The 18,821-nt window shown below is 71.3% G+C and carries 17 protein-coding genes; 12 read left to right on the forward strand and 5 right to left on the reverse strand.

Annotated elements, in window-relative coordinates:
* Window positions 1–19: 19 nt before the first annotated feature.
* A complete protein-coding gene (locus ABZS61_RS18995) occupies window positions 20–991 on the forward strand; it encodes a cation diffusion facilitator family transporter (protein WP_356422042.1) in 972 nt (323 codons plus the stop codon).
* Here the strand turns inward: ABZS61_RS18995 and ABZS61_RS19000 are convergent.
* Window positions 988–2,157, reverse strand: coding sequence for an epoxide hydrolase family protein (locus tag ABZS61_RS19000; protein WP_356422045.1), 1,170 nt, complete (start codon window positions 2,155–2,157; stop codon window positions 988–990). The two genes, ABZS61_RS18995 and ABZS61_RS19000, sit on opposite strands and share 4 nt — an antisense overlap.
* A gap of 62 nt (window positions 2,158–2,219) precedes the next feature.
* On the opposite strand from ABZS61_RS19000, the gene ABZS61_RS19005 reads away from it, so the two are divergent.
* On the forward strand, window positions 2,220–3,206 hold the full coding sequence (locus ABZS61_RS19005) for a YafY family protein (RefSeq protein ID WP_356422048.1): 987 nt from the start codon (window positions 2,220–2,222) through the stop codon (window positions 3,204–3,206).
* On the opposite strand, the gene ABZS61_RS19010 is transcribed toward ABZS61_RS19005, so the two are convergent.
* Complete coding sequence (locus ABZS61_RS19010; protein ID WP_356422051.1) at window positions 3,158–3,955, reverse strand: phosphatase; 798 nt, start codon at window positions 3,953–3,955, stop codon at window positions 3,158–3,160. The genes ABZS61_RS19005 and ABZS61_RS19010 overlap by 49 nt on opposite strands.
* A gap of 111 nt (window positions 3,956–4,066) precedes the next feature.
* Window positions 4,067–4,426 carry an HGxxPAAW family protein gene (locus tag ABZS61_RS19015; protein ID WP_356422054.1) on the reverse strand — a complete coding sequence of 120 codons (360 nt, stop codon included), beginning with the start codon at window positions 4,424–4,426 and terminating at the stop codon, window positions 4,067–4,069.
* 95 nt (window positions 4,427–4,521) lie between these two features.
* Here ABZS61_RS19015 and ABZS61_RS19020 point away from each other — a divergent pair, with 95 nt between their 5' ends.
* Window positions 4,522–5,019: a MarR family transcriptional regulator gene (locus ABZS61_RS19020; protein WP_356422057.1), complete on the forward strand. Its 498-nt coding sequence runs from the start codon at window positions 4,522–4,524 to the stop codon at window positions 5,017–5,019.
* Window positions 5,020–5,031: 12 nt separating this feature from the next.
* Here the strand turns inward: ABZS61_RS19020 and ABZS61_RS19025 are convergent, their stop codons facing one another.
* Window positions 5,032–5,676 (reverse strand): TetR/AcrR family transcriptional regulator, encoded by a 645-nt coding sequence (locus tag ABZS61_RS19025; RefSeq protein WP_356422060.1) that lies wholly within the window; start codon window positions 5,674–5,676, stop codon window positions 5,032–5,034.
* A gap of 99 nt (window positions 5,677–5,775) precedes the next feature.
* Between ABZS61_RS19025 and ABZS61_RS19030 the strand changes: the two genes are divergently transcribed.
* The 6 genes from ABZS61_RS19030 (at window position 5,776) to ABZS61_RS19055 (ending at window position 13,743) form a co-directional block, all read left to right on the forward strand.
* Window positions 5,776–7,407, forward strand: a complete 1,632-nt coding sequence (locus ABZS61_RS19030) for a carboxyl transferase domain-containing protein (protein WP_356422063.1) — start codon at window positions 5,776–5,778, stop codon at window positions 7,405–7,407.
* Window positions 7,408–7,420: 13 nt separating this feature from the next.
* Window positions 7,421–9,469, forward strand: coding sequence for a biotin carboxylase N-terminal domain-containing protein (locus ABZS61_RS19035; protein WP_356422066.1), 2,049 nt, complete (start codon window positions 7,421–7,423; stop codon window positions 9,467–9,469).
* A gap of 17 nt (window positions 9,470–9,486) precedes the next feature.
* Complete coding sequence (locus ABZS61_RS19040) at window positions 9,487–10,434, forward strand: hydroxymethylglutaryl-CoA lyase (RefSeq protein ID WP_356422505.1); 948 nt, start codon at window positions 9,487–9,489, stop codon at window positions 10,432–10,434.
* A gap of 5 nt (window positions 10,435–10,439) precedes the next feature.
* Entirely contained in the window at window positions 10,440–11,606 is a 1,167-nt protein-coding gene (locus ABZS61_RS19045; protein ID WP_356422069.1) for an acyl-CoA dehydrogenase family protein, read from the forward strand.
* Between the two features lie 177 nt (window positions 11,607–11,783).
* Window positions 11,784–12,812 (forward strand): ABC transporter substrate-binding protein, encoded by a 1,029-nt coding sequence (locus ABZS61_RS19050; RefSeq protein ID WP_356422072.1) that lies wholly within the window; start codon window positions 11,784–11,786, stop codon window positions 12,810–12,812.
* Between the two features lie 85 nt (window positions 12,813–12,897).
* A complete protein-coding gene (locus ABZS61_RS19055) occupies window positions 12,898–13,743 on the forward strand; it encodes a siderophore-interacting protein (protein WP_356422075.1) in 846 nt (281 codons plus the stop codon).
* 89 nt (window positions 13,744–13,832) lie between these two features.
* Here ABZS61_RS19055 and ABZS61_RS19060 read toward each other — a convergent pair whose 3' ends face one another.
* On the reverse strand, window positions 13,833–15,446 hold the full coding sequence (locus ABZS61_RS19060) for a beta-N-acetylhexosaminidase (RefSeq protein WP_356422078.1): 1,614 nt from the start codon (window positions 15,444–15,446) through the stop codon (window positions 13,833–13,835).
* Window positions 15,447–15,579: 133 nt separating this feature from the next.
* On the opposite strand from ABZS61_RS19060, the gene ABZS61_RS19065 reads away from it, so the two are divergent.
* The 3 genes from ABZS61_RS19065 (at window position 15,580) to glmS (ending at window position 18,697) form a co-directional block, all read left to right on the forward strand.
* Complete coding sequence (locus ABZS61_RS19065) at window positions 15,580–16,446, forward strand: DUF4429 domain-containing protein (protein ID WP_356422081.1); 867 nt, start codon at window positions 15,580–15,582, stop codon at window positions 16,444–16,446.
* Window positions 16,447–16,533: 87 nt separating this feature from the next.
* Complete coding sequence (locus tag ABZS61_RS19070; RefSeq protein WP_329210835.1) at window positions 16,534–16,809, forward strand: hypothetical protein; 276 nt, start codon at window positions 16,534–16,536, stop codon at window positions 16,807–16,809.
* A gap of 58 nt (window positions 16,810–16,867) precedes the next feature.
* On the forward strand, window positions 16,868–18,697 hold the full coding sequence (gene glmS / locus ABZS61_RS19075) for a glutamine--fructose-6-phosphate transaminase (isomerizing) (protein ID WP_356422085.1): 1,830 nt from the start codon (window positions 16,868–16,870) through the stop codon (window positions 18,695–18,697).
* Window positions 18,698–18,821 lie beyond the last annotated feature (124 nt).

Genomic DNA, 18,821 nt, shown 5'->3' on the forward strand with positions numbered 1-18,821 from the left:
AACGGACATACTCCCCACCATGAGTGACGAGAAGAACCATGGTGGGGAGTCCACGTCCACCGTCGTCGTCGCGGCTGCGGCCAATCTCGGTATCGCCGCGGCGAAGCTGGTGGCGGGCCTGATCAGCGGTTCGAGCGCGATGCTCTCGGAGGCCGCGCACTCGGTCGCCGACACCGTCACCGAGGTCATGCTCCTCACCGCGCTGAAGCGCAGCCGGAAGCCCGCCGACGAGGAACACCCGCTGGGCTACGGCCCCGAGCGGTACATCTGGGCGATGCTCGCCTCCGTCGCCACGTTCGTCGGCGGCGCGGTCTTCTCCCTCTACGACGGCATCCACACCCTGGTCCAGGGTGAGGACCTCGGCGACCCGCTCGTGTCCTACCTCGTGCTCGGCGTCGCCTTCCTGCTGGAGGGCTACTCGCTGCGTACGGGAGTCCGGCAGGTACGGAGCGAGGCGGCCGGCCTCGATGTCCCCGCGCCCCGCTATCTGCGCCGCACCCCCGACACCGCGGTCAAGGCCGTCGTGATGGAGGACTCCGCCGCACTGATCGGTCTTCTGCTGGCCGCCGGTGGTCTGCTCGGCGGCCAGCTCTCCGGATCGGGGATGTGGGACGGCATCGCGTCCGTGCTGATCGGCGTCCTCCTCGTGTACGTGGCCTGGGTGCTCTGCCGGTCCAACGCCCAGCTGCTGATCGGCCGTCCGGTGTCCGCGGCGATGCGGGCGGGGGTGCGGGAGGAACTGCTCTCCGTCCCGCACATCATCGACGTGCTGGAGCTGACCACGCTCATCCAGGGCCCGGACGAGGTGCTGATCGCGGCGAAGGTCGACTTCCGGGACGTGGCCAGTGCCGAGCAGGTCGAATGGGCCTGCGAGGAGGCGGAAGAGCAGCTGCGGGAGCGGTATCCGTCGGTCCGCCGGGTCTATCTGGATCCGACCCCGGGCCTCGGTCAGCGGCGCCGGGCCCGGCGCGATCCGGAGGTTGGCCCCTAGAGGTCCTCGAGGCCCGCGAAGAACTCCCGCACGTCCTCGACCAGCAGCTCGGGCTGTTCCAGGGAGAGGAAGTTGCCGCCGCGTTCGAACTCGGTCCAGCGCACCACGTTGTGGTCACGCTCGGCGTACCGGCGGATGGCGACGTCCGAGGGCAGCGCGACGACGACCGCGGTCGGGACCGTACCGCGCTCCTTGGGCGCCCAGGCGCCCGGGTCGTGGGCCGTCTCGTAGTACAGGTGGGCCGAGGAACCCGCCGTTCCGGTGTACCAGTACAGGCTGACGTTGGTCAGCAGCCTGTCCCGGTCCACCGCGTCCTCGGGGAGTTCCTTCGCGGTGTCGGTCCACTCCTTGAACTTCTCCACGATCCAGGCGAGCTGGCCGACCGGCGAGTCGTGCAGTCCGTAGGCCACCGTCTCGGGCCGGGTCGACTGGATGGCGTTGAAGCCCATCTTGTCGTCGCGGAACCGCTGCAGCCGCTCCAGCCGGGTCTGCTCGCCCTCGGTGAGGCCGGCGAAGTCCGCGGGGTCGTCCGACGGGAAGGTGACCAGGCCGTTCACATGGATACCGACGACGTGGCCGGGGGCGATCCGGCCCATCTCGCCGGCGATCCAGGCACCGCCGCCGTTGCCCTGCACGCCGTACCGCTCGTAGCCGAGGCGGGCCATGAGGGTCGTGAACGCGGCGGCGATCCGGCCGGTGTTCCAGCCGGGCGAGGAGAGCGGCCCGGAGAAGCCGACGCCGGGCGTGGACGTGACGACGACGTGGAAGTCGCGCGACAGCGGCTCGATGACGTCGGTGAACTGGACGAACGATCCCGGCCAGTCGTGGATCAGCAGCAGCGGGGTGGCGTCGGCCCTGTCCGAGCGGACGTGCGCGAAGTGGATGTCCTGGCCGTCGATCTCGGTGAGGTACTGCGGGAACTCGTTCAGCCGGGCCTCGGCCTTGTGCCAGTCGAATCCGTGCGCCCAGTACTCGGCGAGCCCCTTCAGGTAGTCGGCGGGTACGCCGCGCGACCAGCCCTCGACGCCGGGCACCCCGGTGTTCCAGCGGGTGCGGGAGAGGCGGTCGTGGAGGTCGTCGATCTCGGCCTGCGGGATCTCGACCCGGAAGGGACGGACGGCGTCGGCGTGGGCGTTCGAGCTGGTGCTGCTGGTGCTGTTCTCCATGAGCAGAATTCTAGGATTCCAATAGGAAGAATTCGTTCCTATTGGGGCCTCACAGTGGGGGCATGTTGGAAACCTCCGCCCGTCTGCTGCGGCTCCTGTCCCTGCTCCAGTCACCTCGCGAGTGGCCCGGCACCGAACTCGCCGAACGGCTCGGCGTGAGCGGCCGGACGGTGCGCAACGACATCGAGCGGCTGCGCACGCTCGGCTACCCGGTGGACGCCACCCGCGGATCGACCGGGGGTTACCGGCTGGCGGCGGGCAGCGCGATGCCACCGCTGCTGCTGGAGGACGACGAGGCGGTCGCGGTCACCATCGCGGTGCGCAATGTCGCCGGGAGTTCGATGGCCGGCATGGAGGAGACCTCGCTCCAGGCGCTCGCCAAGCTGGAGCAGGTGCTGCCGCCCCGGCTGCGCCGCCGGGTGCGGGCGCTGCAGCAGTACACCGTGCCGGTGCCCGCCGACCGGCCCGCACCGGCCGTCGACACGGACGTCCTCATGACGCTGACGGCCGCCTGCCGCGACCACGAGCGTCTGCGCCTGGACTACCGCGACCACGCGGGGGCGTCGACGCGCCGGCTGGTCGAACCCCAGCGTGTCGTCAACTGGGGCCGCCGCTGGTACCTGGTCGCCTGGGACGTCGACCGGGACGACTGGCGCACCTTCCGCGCGGACCGGATAACCCCGCGCACCCCGTCCGGCCCGCGCTTCGCTCCGCGCGAGGACCCCGACGGCAATGCGGCGGCCTATGTCGCGGGCAAGGCGTCCGCCGCGGCCTGGCGCCACCGCGCCCGGGTGACGGTGCACGCACCCGCCGCCACGGTGATCGAGCAGATCAATCCCGCGGTGGGTTCGGTGGAGGCCGTCGACGCGGAGACCTGCGTCCTGGACACCGGGGCCGACTCGCTGGACACGCTCGCCGTCCATCTGGGCATGCTCGGCCACGACTTCACGGTGGCGGAGCCGCCCGAGCTGGTCGAGCACCTGCGGGATCTCGCGGCCCGCTACGCCAGGTCGACGGGCCCGAGCAGTCCGGCCGCGTCCAGCAGGTAGTCCGTCATCGGGTCGTAGAACCGCGGGTCGGTGACGTGGTCGTCCAGCGGCACGGTGACCTGGAGGGTGCCCTCGGCCTCGCCCAGGAACAGCGCCGGGTCGTTGGAGTCCGCGTACCCGACGGAGTCGAGCCCTCGCTGTCCCGCGCACCCGGCCCATCCGTGGTCGGCCACCACCAGGTCCGGCTGCGGCCTGCCCTCGCGCTCCAGCCCGTCAAGGATCGCGGCCATCGGCGCCGGGGAGTGCGTGTGCCACAGGGTCGCACCGCGTTCCAGCACGGCCACGTCCGCGAACTGGAAGACCATGCCCTCGTCCGCCATGAGCCCGCCGGGGATCCTCACGATCTCGCAGCCGGCGGCCCGCAGGGCCGCGGCGGTCTGCCGGTGCACATCCAGGAGCCCGCCCGGGTGCCCGGTCGCGAACAGCACCCGCTCCCCGCCCGCCGCCGCCTTCCGCAGCCGGGCCGCCATCCGGTCCAGGGCGTCGACGGTGAGCTCCGGGTCGATGGTGTCCTGGCCCTGCCTGTGCTCCGGGTCGTCGCTGACCCCGCATCGCTCGGCCATCACGGCCAGCACGTCCTGCTCGTCGCGCCACCGGTCGCCGAGCTCGAGCCCCAGCCAGTAGTGGCGGTCTCCGTTGGCGAGTTTGCGGTAGTGGGAGAGGTTGTTGTCCCGGGGGGTGGCTACGTCGCCCGCGATACGCGTACGGACGAGGTGCTCGACGAGGGCGGCGCGGCTGGGTATCGGCATGAACCCATTGTGCCGTCAGGAACGCGCTGTGTGCCGGGCGTCTTGTTCCGCGGAATCCCGGGGCACCGGGCGCGGCTCGTTGCGGGGCACGGGCGCGGCCCGTTCCGCGGCTCACACCTCGGCGGGCCGGGACGCGGGTGTCGGCATCGCGGCCGCGGCGGCACGGATCCGACCGCGGCCTGCCATCCGGCAGCCGAGGCAGCCGGGGTGGCCGTGGCGGGCGGCGGGGTCCCGGGACCGCCAGTCCTGGGCGCCCGCCGGGCGCGGTCCCGCGGCTTTGCCCCATCCCGCGAGATGGAGTGCCCAGCAGGTCAGCGCCGCCGTCGCGACGACGGCCGCGCCGAGCCACAGGATCGCGGCGGACGTGGCGATGACGCCCGCTCCCAGTACCGCGCTCCCCAGGACACCGATGGCGGTACCCGTCCAGCCGGCCACGGTGTGACCCAGGTCGTGGTCACCGTGTGCGCTCACGTCCGCTCCTCAGGGTGTGATAGTTCAGCGACCGGCAACCCACCCGGCACCAATAGCTTACGAGCTAAGCTACTTAGACACTAAGGGGAATCTCCGTGGACGGCAAGAAGCGCCCGGAGGCGACGGCCGACCAGGCGCTGCAGGCGATGGACCGGATGATCGCGCTCGCACAGTTCGGGCAGCACGACATCGCCGGGCGGCTCGGCCTCAACACCACCGACCTGACCTGTCTCGGTCTCGTGATGGAGGGCGCCCTCGCCGGGGCACCGCTGACCGCCGGCGACCTCGCCGAGCGGGCACGGCTGACCACCGGCGGGGTGACCGGCGTACTCAACCGGCTGGAGAAGGCCGGATACGCCCGGCGCCTGCCCGACCCGGGCGACCGGCGCCGGGTGCACGTGGTGATGGACGAATCGGCGCAGGCGCGCATCTTCGCGGTGTACGGCCCGTTCTACGACCGCCTGGGCTCCCTCTTCGCCGACTACGGGCCGGACGAGATCGCCGTACTGGCCGACTGGTTCGGCCGGGCGCGGGCCGCCATGCAGGAATCCCTCGACGAGATCAGGGGCGGCACGGACCGGAGCGGCGCCTGACCGTCCGTGCGCTCAGGACGCTTCGGCCGCAGCCTCGAACGCCCCGCGCGCCAGCCGGTGCAGCAGGGCGGCCGTGGCCTCGCGGCCCGGGAGCGCCTCGGGGCGGGCGAGGTGGGGGGTGGAGTTCAGCAGGCCGAACACCGCGTGCACGGTGACGCGGGCCTCGTCCTCCGCGAGGGCCGGGTAGAGGGCGCGGACGACCTCGACCCACACCTCCACGTACTGCCGCTGGAGCTGGCGCACCCGCTTGCGGTCCGTGTCGCGCAGCCGGTCCAGCTCGCGGTCGTGGAGGGTGATCAGGGGGCGGTCGTCCAGGGCGAAGTCGATGTGCCCCTCGATGAGGGCGTCCAGGAGATCCCGGGGCGAGCTGCCCGACGAGGCGGCGTCCTCGGTGACGCGGAGCCTGCCGCCGGCGAGCAGGCGCTCACTGATGCCGACCAGCAGCTCGGCGAGCATCGCGTCCTTGCCGGGGAAGTGGCGGTAGAGGCCGGGGCCGCTGATGCCGACCGCCGCCCCTATCTCGTCGACGCCGACGCCGTGGAAGCCACGCTCGGCGAAGAGGCGGGCGGCCTCCCTGAGGATCTGCTCGCGGCGGGTGGGAGCCGCGACACGGGAGACGGCACGGGCAGCGGTGCGGTCGGCGGCATTGGTGCTCATGGAGATTCATTCTAGACAGGCGCGTTAGCGCTCGTTAACCTGAGCGTAATGCGTTAACGCTTATTAACTTCAGCGGTACGGGCAAGGGGGCTCGACACGATGCAGCAGGCACCGGTCCTGGCGAGCGCGGCCGATCCCGCCTCGGAGGCCTGGCAGGCCAATGAGGCGGCGCATCACGCGCTCGCCGATGAGCTGCGCACGCGGCTCACCACGGCACGGCTCGGCGGGGGTGAGAAGGCCCGCGCCCGGCATGTGGCGCGCGGCAAGCTGCTGCCCCGGGAGCGGGTGGACACCCTGCTCGATCCGGGTTCGCCGTTCCTGGAGCTGGCACCTCTGGCGGCCGAGGGGCTGTACGGGGGCGCCGCCCCGGCGGCCGGGGTGATCTCCGGAATCGGACGGGTCAGCGGCCGTGAGTGCGTGATCGTCGCCAATGACGCGACCGTCAAGGGCGGCACGTACTACCCGATGACGGTGAAGAAGCACCTCCGTGCCCAGGAGGTCGCCCTGGAGAACCGGCTGCCCTGCCTGTACCTGGTGGACTCAGGCGGCGCGTTCCTCCCGATGCAGGACGAGGTGTTCCCCGACCGGGACCACTTCGGGCGCATCTTCTTCAACCAGGCCCGGATGTCCGGGGCCGGCATCCCGCAGATCGCGGCGGTGCTCGGCTCCTGCACGGCGGGCGGGGCGTACGTCCCGGCGATGAGCGACGAGGCGGTCATCGTCCGGAACCAGGGCACGATCTTCCTGGGCGGCCCGCCGCTGGTGAAGGCCGCCACGGGCGAGGTCGTCACGGCCGAGGACCTCGGCGGCGGCGAGGTCCACTCCCGTACCTCCGGGGTCACCGACCACCTCGCCGAGGACGACGCGCACGCGCTGCGGATCGTGCGGAACATCGTCGCGACGCTCCCCGCGCGCGGGGAGCTCCCCTGGTCCGTGGAGCCCGCCGACGAGCCCGAGGTCGATCCCGCCGGGCTGTACGGGGCGGTGCCCGTCGACTCGCGCACGCCGTACGACGTACGCGAGGTAATCGCCCGGGTGGTGGACGGCTCGCGCTTCGCCGAGTTCAAGGCCGAGTACGGCCAGACGCTGATCACGGGCTTCGCCCGGATCCACGGCCACCCGGTCGGCATCATCGCGAACAACGGGATCCTCTTCTCGGAGTCCGCCCAGAAGGGCGCGCACTTCATCGAGCTGTGCGACCAGCGCGGCATCCCGCTGGTGTTCCTGCAGAACATCTCCGGGTTCATGGTCGGCCGGGACTACGAGGCGGGTGGCATCGCCAAGCACGGCGCCAAGATGGTGACGGCCGTGGCGTCCACCCGGGTCCCGAAGTTGACCGTCGTCGTCGGCGGTTCGTACGGCGCGGGCAACTACTCCATGTGCGGCCGCGCCTATTCGCCGCGCTTCCTGTGGATGTGGCCCAACGCCAAGATCTCCGTCATGGGCGGCGAGCAGGCCGCCTCCGTACTGGCCACGGTCAAGCGGGACCAGATCGAGGGGCGCGGCGAACAATGGCCCGCCGAGGACGAGGAGGCCTTCAAGGATCCGGTCCGCGCGCAGTACGAGCAGCAGGGCAGCGCCTACTACGCCACCGCCCGGCTCTGGGACGACGGTGTGATCGACCCGATGGAGACCCGGCAGGTGCTGGGGCTCGCTCTGACGGCCTGTGCCAATGCCCCGCTGCCCCAGAAGGATCCGGGCGGCCCGGGCTTCGGCGTCTTCCGGATGTGATGTGAGGACTTCCATGTTCAGCACTGTTCTGGTCGCCAACCGTGGCGAGATCGCGGTCCGGGTCATCCGGACCCTGCGCGAGCTCGGCGTACGGTCGGTCGCCGTCTTCAGCGACGCGGACGCGGACGCCCGGCATGTCCGGGAGGCCGATACTGCGGTCCGGATCGGGCCCGCGCCCGCCGCGATGAGTTATCTGTCCGTGGAGCGGCTCCTGGACGCCGCCCGGCGCACGGGCGCCGAGGCCGTCCACCCGGGGTACGGCTTCCTCGCCGAGAACGCGGGCTTCGCCCGGGCCTGCGCGGACGCGGGGCTCGCCTTCATCGGCCCGCCGGCCTCGGCGATCTCGCTGATGGGCGACAAGATCCGCGCCAAGGAGACCGTCGCGGCGGCCGGGGTTCCGGTCGTGCCCGGCTCCACGGGGAGCGAGCTCACCGACGGGCAACTGGCCGGTTCCGCCCGGGAGATCGGCATGCCCGTGCTTCTGAAGCCGTCCGCGGGCGGTGGCGGCAAGGGCATGCGGCTGGTGCGCGACGAGGCGCTGCTCGCGGACGAGATCGCGGCGGCCCGGCGCGAGGCGCGCGCCTCCTTCGGCGACGACACCCTGCTGGTGGAGCGGTGGATCGACCGGCCGCGCCACATCGAGATCCAGGTCCTCGCCGACGGCCACGGCAACGTGGTGCATCTGGGCGAGCGCGAGTGCTCGCTCCAGCGGCGCCACCAGAAGATCATCGAGGAGGCGCCCTCGGTCCTGCTCGACGAGAAGACCCGGGCGGCGATGGGTGAGGCCGCCGTCCAGGCGGCACGGTCCTGCGGGTATGTGGGCGCGGGCACGGTGGAGTTCATCGTCCCGGGCAGCGACCCCGCCTCGTACTACTTCATGGAGATGAACACCCGCCTCCAGGTCGAGCACCCGGTCACCGAGCTGATCACCGGCCTCGACCTGGTGGAGTGGCAGCTGCGGGTCGCGGCCGGCGAGCGGCTCCCGCACACCCAGGCCGACATCACGCTCACCGGGCATGCGATCGAGGCCCGGGTCTGCGCGGAGGACCCGGCGCGCGGCTTCCTGCCGTCCGGTGGGACCGTGCTCGCCCTGGACGAGCCGCAGGGCGGCGGGGTGCGCACGGACTCGGGTCTCAGCGAGGGCGTGCCCGTCGGCAGCACGTACGACCCGATGCTGTCGAAGGTCATCGCGTACGGGCCGGACCGGGCGACGGCGCTGCGCCGACTGCGGGCGGCGCTGGCGGACACGGTGGTGCTGGGCGTCCCGACGAACGCCGGGTTCCTGCGGCGGCTGCTGGCCCATCCGTCGGTGGTCGCGGGCGATCTGGACACCGGACTCGTGGAGCGCGAGGCGGACGGCCTCGTGCCGACGGGGGTGCCCGAGGAGGTGTACGCGGCGGCGGCACTGCTGCGGCAGGCGCCGTCCGCCAGGACCTCCGGCTGGGTCGACCCGTTCTCGGCGACCGACGGCTGGCGCCTCGGTGGCACGCCCGCCGCGACCTTCCACCACTTCCGCGTACCGGGCCATGATCCGGTGCGGGTGAGCCTGCGCACGGCCGCGGGGGGCACGGCCGAGCTGGCGTTCGGCCACGCAGGGGACCGGGACGAGCGGGCCGACGCGTGCGGGCCGGTGCCCTCGCTGCCCGGTTCGCAGGTGTCCCGACTCGTCGAGGTGACCGCGCGGCGCGTCACCGTCGAACTCGACGGCCTCACCCATGCGTTCAGCCTGGCCGCGTCCGCGGACGGGGTCTGGCTCGGCCGGGACGGGGACACCTGGCACGTCCAGGACCACGACCCGGTGGAGGCGTCCCTCAGCGGCGCCGCGAGGTCAGGGGCCGACACGCTCGCGGCGCCCATGCCGGGGACGGTGACGGTGGTGAAGGTGGCCGTCGGGGACGAGGTCGCGGCCGGGCAGAGTCTGCTCGTGGTCGAGGCGATGAAGATGGAGCACGTCATCTCCGCCCCGCACGCGGGGACGGTCACCGAGCTGGACGTCACCGCCGGTGCCACGGTTGCGATGGACCAGATCCTGGCCGTGGTGGCCCCGAGGGAGGAATCGTGACCGACGCCGATCTGCCCATGACCGTGCCCGCTCCGGGGCTGCCGGGCCGGGTCCGCATCCATGAGGTCGGGGCCCGCGACGGGCTGCAGAACGAGAAGGCCGTGGTGCCGACGGAGGTGAAGGCGGAGTTCATCCGCCGGCTCGCCGTCGCCGGGCTGTCCACGATCGAGGCGACCAGCTTCGTCCACCCGAAGTGGGTGCCCCAGCTCGCCGACGCCGAGCAGTTGTTCCCGCTGCTCGGGGACGTCGCGGATGTCGGGGACGTGGCGCTGCCCGTCCTCGTACCGAACGAACGCGGTCTGGACCGGGCGCTGGCCCTCGGGGCGCGGAGGATCGCGGTCTTCGGGTCGGCCACGGAGACGTTCGCCGCCCGCAATCTCAACCGCACCGTGGACGAGTCGCTCGCCATGTTCGAGCCGGTCGTGGCCCGGGCGAAGGCGGAGGAGGTCCATGTCCGGGGCTATCTGTCGATGTGCTTCGGCGATCCGTGGGAGGGTGCCGTGCCCCTCGCCCAGGTCGTCCGTGTCGCGAAGGCACTGATGGACCTCGGCTGCGACGAGCTCTCCCTCGGCGACACCATCGGCGTCGCCACCCCGGGCCAGGTGGTCGCCCTGCTGTCCGCGCTGAACGGGGCGGGGGTGCCCACCGACACGATCGGGGTGCACTTCCACGACACGTACGGCCAGGCGCTCTCCAACACCCTGGCCGCGCTCCAGCAGGGGGTGACGACGGTGGACGCCTCCGCGGGCGGCCTCGGCGGCTGCCCGTACGCGAAGAGCGCGACCGGGAATCTCGCCACCGAGGATCTCGTGTGGATGCTCGACGGCCTCGGTATCGAAACCGGGGTCGATCTCGGCGCACTCACCGCCACGAGCGTGTGGATGGCCGAACAGCTGGGCCGCCCCAGCCCGTCCCGCACCGTCAAAGCGCTCTCGGCGTCACAAGCGCCGTCGCACAAGGAGTGACGTTCATGTCCCTGGACCACCGGCTGACCGCCGAGCACGAGGAACTGCGCCGTACCGTCGAGGAGTTCGCCCACGACGTCATCGCGCCGAAGATCGGCGACTTCTACGAGCGCCATGAGTTCCCGTACGAGATCGTGCGGGAGATGGGGCGGATGGGCCTGTTCGGTCTGCCGTTCCCGGAGGAGTACGGCGGCATGGGCGGGGACTATCTCGCCCTCGGGATCGCCCTGGAGGAGCTGGCCCGGGTCGACTCCTCCGTGGCGATCACCCTGGAGGCCGGGGTCTCGCTGGGCGCGATGCCGATCTACCGCTTCGGTACCGAGGAGCAGAAGCAGCGCTGGCTGCCGAAGCTCTGTGCGGGCGAGGCGCTCGGCGCGTTCGGGCTGACGGAGCCGGACGGCGGGTCGGACGCCGGCGGTACCCGGACGACGGCCGTGCTGGACGAGGCGACGGACGAATGGGTGATCAACGGTTCCAAGTGCTTCATCACCAACTCCGGCACGGACATCACGGAGCTGGTCACGGTCACCGCGGTGACGGGCCGCAAGGAGAACGGCGCGCCCCGCATCTCCTCGATCATCGTGCCGTCCGGCACCCCCGGTTTCACGGTCGCGGCGCCCTACTCCAAGGTCGGCTGGAACGCCTCGGACACCCGTGAGCTGTCCTTCTCCGACGTCCGCGTCCCGGCGGCGAACCTGCTGGGCGAGGAGGGCCGGGGCTACGCGCAGTTCCTGCGGATCCTGGACGAGGGCCGGATCGCCATCTCCGCGCTGTCGACGGGCCTGGCACAGGGCTGTGTGGACGAGTCGGTGAAGTACGCGAGGGAGCGGCACGCCTTCGGGAAGCCGATCGGTGCCAACCAGGCCATCCAGTTCAAGATCGCGGACATGGAGATGCGCGCGCACATGGCCCGGATCGGCTGGCGGGACGCGGCCTCACGGCTGCTGGCGGGCGAGCCGTTCAAGAAGGAGGCGGCGATCGCCAAGCTGTACTCGTCGACGGTGGCGGTGGACAACGCCCGCGAGGCCACCCAGATCCACGGCGGCTACGGCTTCATGAACGAGTACCCGGTGGCGCGCATGTGGCGCGACTCCAAGATCCTGGAGATCGGCGAGGGCACGAGCGAGGTCCAGCGGATGCTGATCGCACGGGAGTTGGGGATGGACGCCTGACGCGGACGAAGGCCTTTCGGCCACTCGGACGGGCCGCTCGGGCCACATCGAAGGCCGCTCCGCCGGACACCGGCAGGGCGGCCTTTCGACCCCCCACCTGCCCAAATCTGAGGTTAGGCTAACCTACCTTCGAACCCGTCGGCGGCCAGCCACGACCCGCACGAAAGCAGACAGCCCATGCCCAACGTCCGGCCCACCTCCCTCTCCCGTCGCGGTCTGCTGGCCGCCGGCGGAGCCGTCGGCCTCGGCGCCATGCTTGCCGCGTGCGGCGACAGCGACTCCAAGGAGTCCGGCGCAGGCTCGGAGTCGGCCGAGTCCGGTCCGTGGACCTTCAAGGACGACCGGGGCCTGACCGCCAAGGCGGAGTCGGCCCCGAAGAACATCGTCGCCTTCGTCGGTGTCGCCGCGGCCCTCCACGACTACGGCATCGAGGTCAAGGGCGTCTTCGGCCCGACGAAGACCGCTGACGGCAAGGCCGACGTACAGGCAGGCGACCTCGACATCAGCAAGGTCGAGGTGCTCGGCAACGTCTGGGGCGAGTTCAACGTCGAGAAGTACGCCGGTCTCGCACCGGATCTGCTCGTCACCGCCATGTGGGAGAAGGACGCCCTCTGGTACGTGCCGGACGAGTCCAAGGACAAGATCCTCAAGCTGGCGCCGAGCGCGGCGCTGTGGGCCGCCCAGACCACCATGCCGAAGGCGATCCAGCGCCACGAGGACCTCGCGGCCTCCCTCGGCGCCGACGTCAAGGCCAAGAAGGCCACCGACGCCAAGGCACGCTTCGAGAAGGCGGCCGCCCGGCTGCGCGCCGCCGCCAAGTCCCAGCCGAACATCAAGGTCATGGTCGGCTCGGCGAGCCAGGACCTCTTCTACGTCTCGCTCGCCAAGACGTCCGCGGACACCCTGTACTTCCAGGAGCTCGGCGTGCAGTTCGTCGAGCCGAAGGTCAATGCTGCCGGCTTCTTCGAGGAGCTGAGCTGGGAGAACGTCGACAAGTACGAGGCCGACGTCATCATGATGGACAACCGGTCCTCGGCCCTGCAGCCCGACGCCCTGACCTCGAAGCCGACGTGGGCGCAGCTGCCCGCCGTCAAGGCCGGCCAGATCGTCCCGCGCACGACGGAGCCCATCTACTCGTACGACAAGTGCGCACCGATCCTCGAGGACCTGGCCGAGGCCATCGAGAACGCCAAGAAGGTCAGCTGACCCTCGGCCCGGCCGGGAGCGAGTCGCTCCGGGCCGGGCCGTCGCCGTAGTCGCCCCGGTTCCGGTTCCTGGGAGGAGCCCTCGTATGACTGCCGCCGCACCCGTCGAACCCTTCCGGTTCTTCGGCCTGACGGTCCTGCGGACCCGCCGGCTGAGCCCTTCCATGTGCCGGGTCACCTTCGGCGGCCCGGGGCTCGACGGCTTCGCCGCCGGGGGACGGGACCAGAGCCTCTCGCTGTTCCTGCCGCACCCGGGCCAGAGCGAGCCCCTCGTACCCGTCGACGGGAACGGTGAGTGGTTCACCGCATGGCGCGCCCTCCCCGAGGACGTACGGGCGGTGATGCGCTCCTACACGGTGCGGGCGCAGCGCCGCGCCGAGGACGGTTCCACCGAGGTCGACATCGACTTCGCGCTGCACGAGGACGGCGGGCCCGCCTGCCGCTGGGCGGCCGCGGCCGCGCCGGGGCAGCTGCTCAAGGCGCTCGGTCCGGCCGTCGAGGACAACACCGCGGTCCGCTTCCGGCCGCCGCGGGACACCGACTGGGTGCTGATCTGGGCCGACGAGACGGCACTGCCCGCCGCGTCGGCCGCCCTGGAGTGGCTGCCGGCCGGGACGAAGGCCAGGGTCTGGCTGGAGATCCCGTGCGCCCAGGACCGCCAGGCGCTCCGCACGGCGGCCGACGCGCGTATCAGCTGGCTCGTGCGGGCGGAGGGTGCGCCTTCCGCCGTGGAGGCCGTGCGCGCCGCCGAGCTGCCCGAGGGCACCCCGTACGTATGGATCGCAGGTGAGTCCTCCGGTGTCCGGGCCCTGCGCCGCCACCTCGTGCAGGAACGGCAGTTCGACCGCAAGCGGGTGACGTTCGTCGGTTACTGGCGGCGCGGACTCAGCGAGGAACAGCTGAGGGAACAAGCGGCTTCCCAGGACGCGTAGTGCCGGTCGGTTTCCGCGGCACGAGTTCCTGACCCCGTGTCCTGGGCTCCCGGGCGGTCGTCACCGCCCGGCAGCCCAGGGCGGTCACCTCACTCCGTGCGCCAAGGGACCTGCGGCGACCGGTAGAAGTCGATCCCCAGCGCGGACAGCCGCGGCCCCTGCGCCGCGAGGCGCACCTTGTAGGTGTCCCAGTCGTGCGTGGCCGCGGGCGACCATCCCAGCTCGGCGACCCCCGGAAGCCGCGGGAACGCCATCTGCTCGATGTCCGCGCTGTCGGTCAGGGTCTCGGTCCAGATCGGTGCCTCCACCCCGAGCACGGCCTCCTCGGGGACGCCCTCCAGATAGGCCGCCGGATTCCAGTCGTAGGACCGCTGGACCTCGACGTAGCCCGCCCAGGCCAGACCGAGCTTCGTGTCCTTGGTGTACTTCATGTCCAGGTACGTACGGTCCGCCGGGGACAGCACCAGCTTCGTGCCGTTCTTCGCGGCGTCCGCCACCTGTTGCCGTTCGGCCGCGCCCGTCCGGTCGTAGCCCCAGTACTGGGCGACCGCGCCCTTCACCGGGACCGCCCCGGTCAGCTGGTGCCAGCCGACGACGGTCTTGCCGTACCTGCCGACAGCGGCCTGCGCCTTCTCCATGAACGCCACGTAGTCCTCATGGCTCGTGGAGTGCGCCTCGTCGCCGCCGATGTGGAGGTACCGGCCGGGCGTGAGAGCGGCCAGCTCGCGGATCACGTCGTCCACGAAGTCGTACGTCACCGCCTTGGGCACGCACAGCGAGCTGAAACCGACCGAGGTGCCCGTGTAGAGCGGCGGGGCCACGCCGTCGCAGTTGAGCTCGGCGTAGGAGGCGAGTGCCGCGTTCGTGTGGCCGGGCAGATCGATCTCGGGGACGACCTCCAGGTGGCGGGAGGCCGCGTACCGGAGGATCTCCTTGTAGTCGCTCTTCGTGTAGTGGCCGCCGGGGCCGCCCCCGACCTCGGTGGAGCCGCCGTACTCGGCGAGCCGGGGCCAGGAGTCGATGGCTATGCGCCAGCCCTGGTCGTCGGAGAGGTGCAGGTGCAGCTTGTTGAACTTGTAGAGGGCGAGCTGGTCGATGTACCGCTTCACCTCGGTGACCGAGAAGAAGTGCCGTGAGACGTCGAGCATCGCGCTCCGGTACGCGTAGCGCGGCGAGTCCGTGAGCGTGCCGCCCGCGATCTCCCAGGGCCCCGACTGCGGGCTGTCCTCCTCTACGGCGGCGGGGAGCAGCTGCCGCAGTGTCTGGACGCCGTGGAAGAGTCCTGCGGGGGCGCGTGCGGTGATGGTGACGGAGCCGCGGGAGGACTTCAGGCGGTAGCCCTCGGCGCCCAGGGCGGTGTCCCGGGAGCCGAGTTCGAGCCGTATGCCGTCGTGCCCGGCCCGTTCGGTGACCGGCAGCGCGTACCCGGTGGAGGGCCGCAGCACGTCCGCGAGGTACTCACCGATGCGCCGGGCCTCGCGGGAGCGGCCGTCGACCCGTATGCGCGTGCCCGCCGTGAGGGCGTACGCGGGTCCGCCCGGCTTCACCGACACGGGGGCGGGCACGATCTCGCCGAGCGGCCGGGGTGACGCGGCCGGTGCCGGGCCGGTGTCGGCCGGGGCCGCCGAGACGCTGGACACACCGGCTGCCAGGACGAGCAGCAGCGAGCCGAACAAGCGGGAAAGCGTTCTGTGTTGTCTCACAAGCCGGTCCCTTTCGACGGGTTCACACCTGTGGATCTCCTGAGCAACCGAACGGTCACCATGCGTACCGCGCGTCACACGGACCGTCAAGGACTAGACCACTTCTCGTCGTCCTGCTGGCAGAATCGGCGGCATGGCGGAAATCATCCAGCGCGACGGCACCTGGACGTTCGACGGGGACACGGTGCGCGTCGTGCCGGGCAGCAAGGTACATCCGGTCCGGCAGGACCTGGGCGAACTCGCCATCCCCGTACAGGCGCTGGCGGGAGTCTCCTTCGAGCCCGACCGGAAGGGCGGCCGGCTCCGGCTACGCCTGCGCACCGGTGCGTGCCCGGTGCTGCGGGCAGCGGACGGCAGGCTCAAGGACGCCTCCGACCCCTATCAGCTCGCGGTGGAGAAGGACCGCACGGGCGTCGCGGAGTACTTCGTCGACGAGGTGCGCAACGCCCTGGTCATCGAGCAGGTGCCCGATACGCCCGCGGAAGGCTTCCTGCTGCCGGGCCCCTCACTGCCGGTCTCCGGCGGCGGCGGTGACGGCACGGCCTCCTTCGACGGGGAGACGGTGCGGCTCACCTGGAACTGGAAGGCCTCCGAGTCGAAGACCTCGGGCGGCTCGGTCACGTTCCCGGTGTCGGAGGTGACGGGCGTGCGCTGGCTGCCGGCGATCGGTCTGGAGAACGGCTACCTGCGCTTCGAGAGGGGCGCGGGCAGCTCCTCGGCGCCGCCCAAGTTCGACCCGTACTCGCTGGAGCTGTGGGGCCTGTCCAGGAAGGAGTACTCCGCCGTCCTGGTCGCCGCGGCCGTCCTGACGCGGCTGCCCCGCCCCAGGGCGGCGCCGGAACTGCCCGCGGCGGACCTCGCGAAGGCCGCCGTCCCGCCCGCCGACGATCACGACGTGCTCCTGCGCAGACTGCGCGAGCTCGGCGAGCTGCATCAGGCGGGGATCCTCACCGATGACGAGTTCAGCACCGCAAAACAGGCGGTTCTGAGGCGCCTCTGACCCGACCGCCGACGTATTCCCGTGTGACGCTGCCCGATATCGGGCAGATTTCTTGCACATTGCGGCCGGGGCAAGCAATATCGACGGGTGCTCGAACGCCGCCCGTCGCATGACGACCTCATCGACCACCTCGTACGCTCCACCGCGCTCCAGCGCGGCGAGGCCGCCAGGGTGATCCTCGACGTGCTGGCGTACTTCGACGAGACGACCGAGGACTACGTCCGCCGCCGCCACCGCGAACTGCAGTCCGGCGGCCTGGTGAACACGGACATCTTCGAGCGGATCGCGGCCGAGCTGCCTCACCGGGCGGTGGCGCCGCAGGAGCTCTCGCTCCGCCAGCTGCGCCGCATCGTCTACGGCTGAGCCGGACCGGCAGGGCAGGGCACACACTTTTGTACGTCGATGGAGGGGCAGAGACTCTATGTGCGGGATCGTCGGTTATATCGGTAAGCGTGATGTGGCTCCACTGCTGCTGGAAGGCCTGCAGCGGCTGGAGTACCGGGGGTACGACTCGGCGGGCATCGTCATCACGGGCAAGGCCGCCGCGGGCAAGCCGGGCACCCTGAAGATGGTCAAGGCCAAGGGCCGGGTCCGCGAGCTGGAGACCCGCGTACCCAAGCGGTTCGCCGGCACCACCGGCATCGCGCACACCCGCTGGGCCACCCACGGCGCCCCGAGCGACGAGAACGCGCACCCGCACCTGGACGCGGAGAACAAGGTCGCCGTCGTCCACAACGGCATCATCGACAACGCCTCCGAGATCCGCGCGAAGCTCGTCGCCGACGGCGTCGTCTTCCTCTCCGAGACCGACACCGAGGTCCTGGTCCACCTGATCGCCCGGGCGCAGGCCTCCACCCTCGAGGAGAAGGTCCGCGAGGCGCTGAAGTCCGTCGAGGGCACGTACGGCATCGCCGTCCTGCACGCCGACTTCAACGACCGCATCGTCGTCGCCCGCAACGGCTCGCCCGTCGTGCTCGGCATCGGCGAGAAGGAGATGTTCGTCGCCTCGGACGTCGCCGCGCTCGTCGCCCACACCCGCCAGATCGTCACCCTGGACGACGGCGAGATGGCCACCCTCAAGGCCGACGACTTCCGTACGTACACGACGGAGGGCTCGACCACGACGGCGACGCCCACCACCGTGGAGTGGGAGGCCGAGTCGTACGACATGGGCGGCCACGACACGTACATGCACAAGGAGATCTCCGAGCAGGCCGACGCCGTGGACCGCGTCCTGCGCGGCCGGATCGACGACCGCTTCTCCACCGTGCACCTGGGCGGCCTGAACCTGGACGCCCGCGAGGCCCGCGGGGTCCGCCGCATCAAGATCCTGGGCTGCGGCACCTCGTACCACGCGGGCATGATCGGCGCCGGCCTCATCGAGGAGCTGGCCCGCATCCCCGCGGACGCCGAGCCCGCCTCCGAGTTCCGCTACCGCAACCCCGTCGTGGACCCCGACACGCTGTACGTCGCCGTCTCGCAGTCCGGTGAGACCTACGACGTGCTGGCCGCCGTCCAGGAGCTCAAGCGCAAGGGCGCACGCGTCCTCGGCGTGGTGAACGTCGTCGGCTCGGCGATCGCCCGCGAGGCCGACGGCGGCATGTACGTCCACGCGGGCCCGGAGGTCTGCGTCGTCTCCACCAAGTGCTTCACCAACACCGTCGTCGCCTTCGCGCTGCTCGCCCTGCACCTGGGCCGCATCCGCGACCTGTCGGTCTCCGACGGCAAGCGGATCATCGAGGGCCTGCGCAAGCTGCCCGAGCAGATCGGTCAGATCCTCGAGTCCGAGGAGGAGATCAAGAAGCTGGCCGAGGAGTACGCGGGCGCCCAGTCGATGATGTTCATCGGCCGCGTGCGGGGCTACCCCGTCGCGCTGGAGGCCTCCCTGAAGCTCAAGGAGATCTCCTACATCCACGCCGAGGCCTACCCCGCCTCGGAGCTGAAGCACGGCCCCCTGGCGCTCATCGAGCCGGCGCTCCCCACCGTCGCGATCGTCCCGGACGACGACCTGCTGGAGAAGAACCGCGCCGCTCTTGAGGAGATCAAGGCCCGCAGCGGCCGGATCCTCGCCGTCGCCCACCGCGAGCAGGAGAAGGCCGACCACACGATCATCGTCCCGAAGAACGAGAACGAGCTGGACCCGATCCTGATGGGCATCCCGCTGCAGCTGCTCGCGTACCACACGGCGCTGGCCATGGGTCGCGACATCGACAAGCCGCGCAACCTGGCGAAGTCCGTCACCGTCGAGTAGGACGCCGTCGGGTCCGGCTCCCTCCGGGAGAGCCGGCCCGTACGCACAGAGCGGCCCCCGCACCACGCCACGAGGGTGCGGGGGCCGCTCTCTCCCGTTGGGCGGGCGGCACCCGAGGCCACCC

It is taken from the genome of Streptomyces sp. NPDC005566 (assembly GCF_040605575.1).
Taxonomy (GTDB): domain Bacteria; phylum Actinomycetota; class Actinomycetes; order Streptomycetales; family Streptomycetaceae; genus Streptomyces.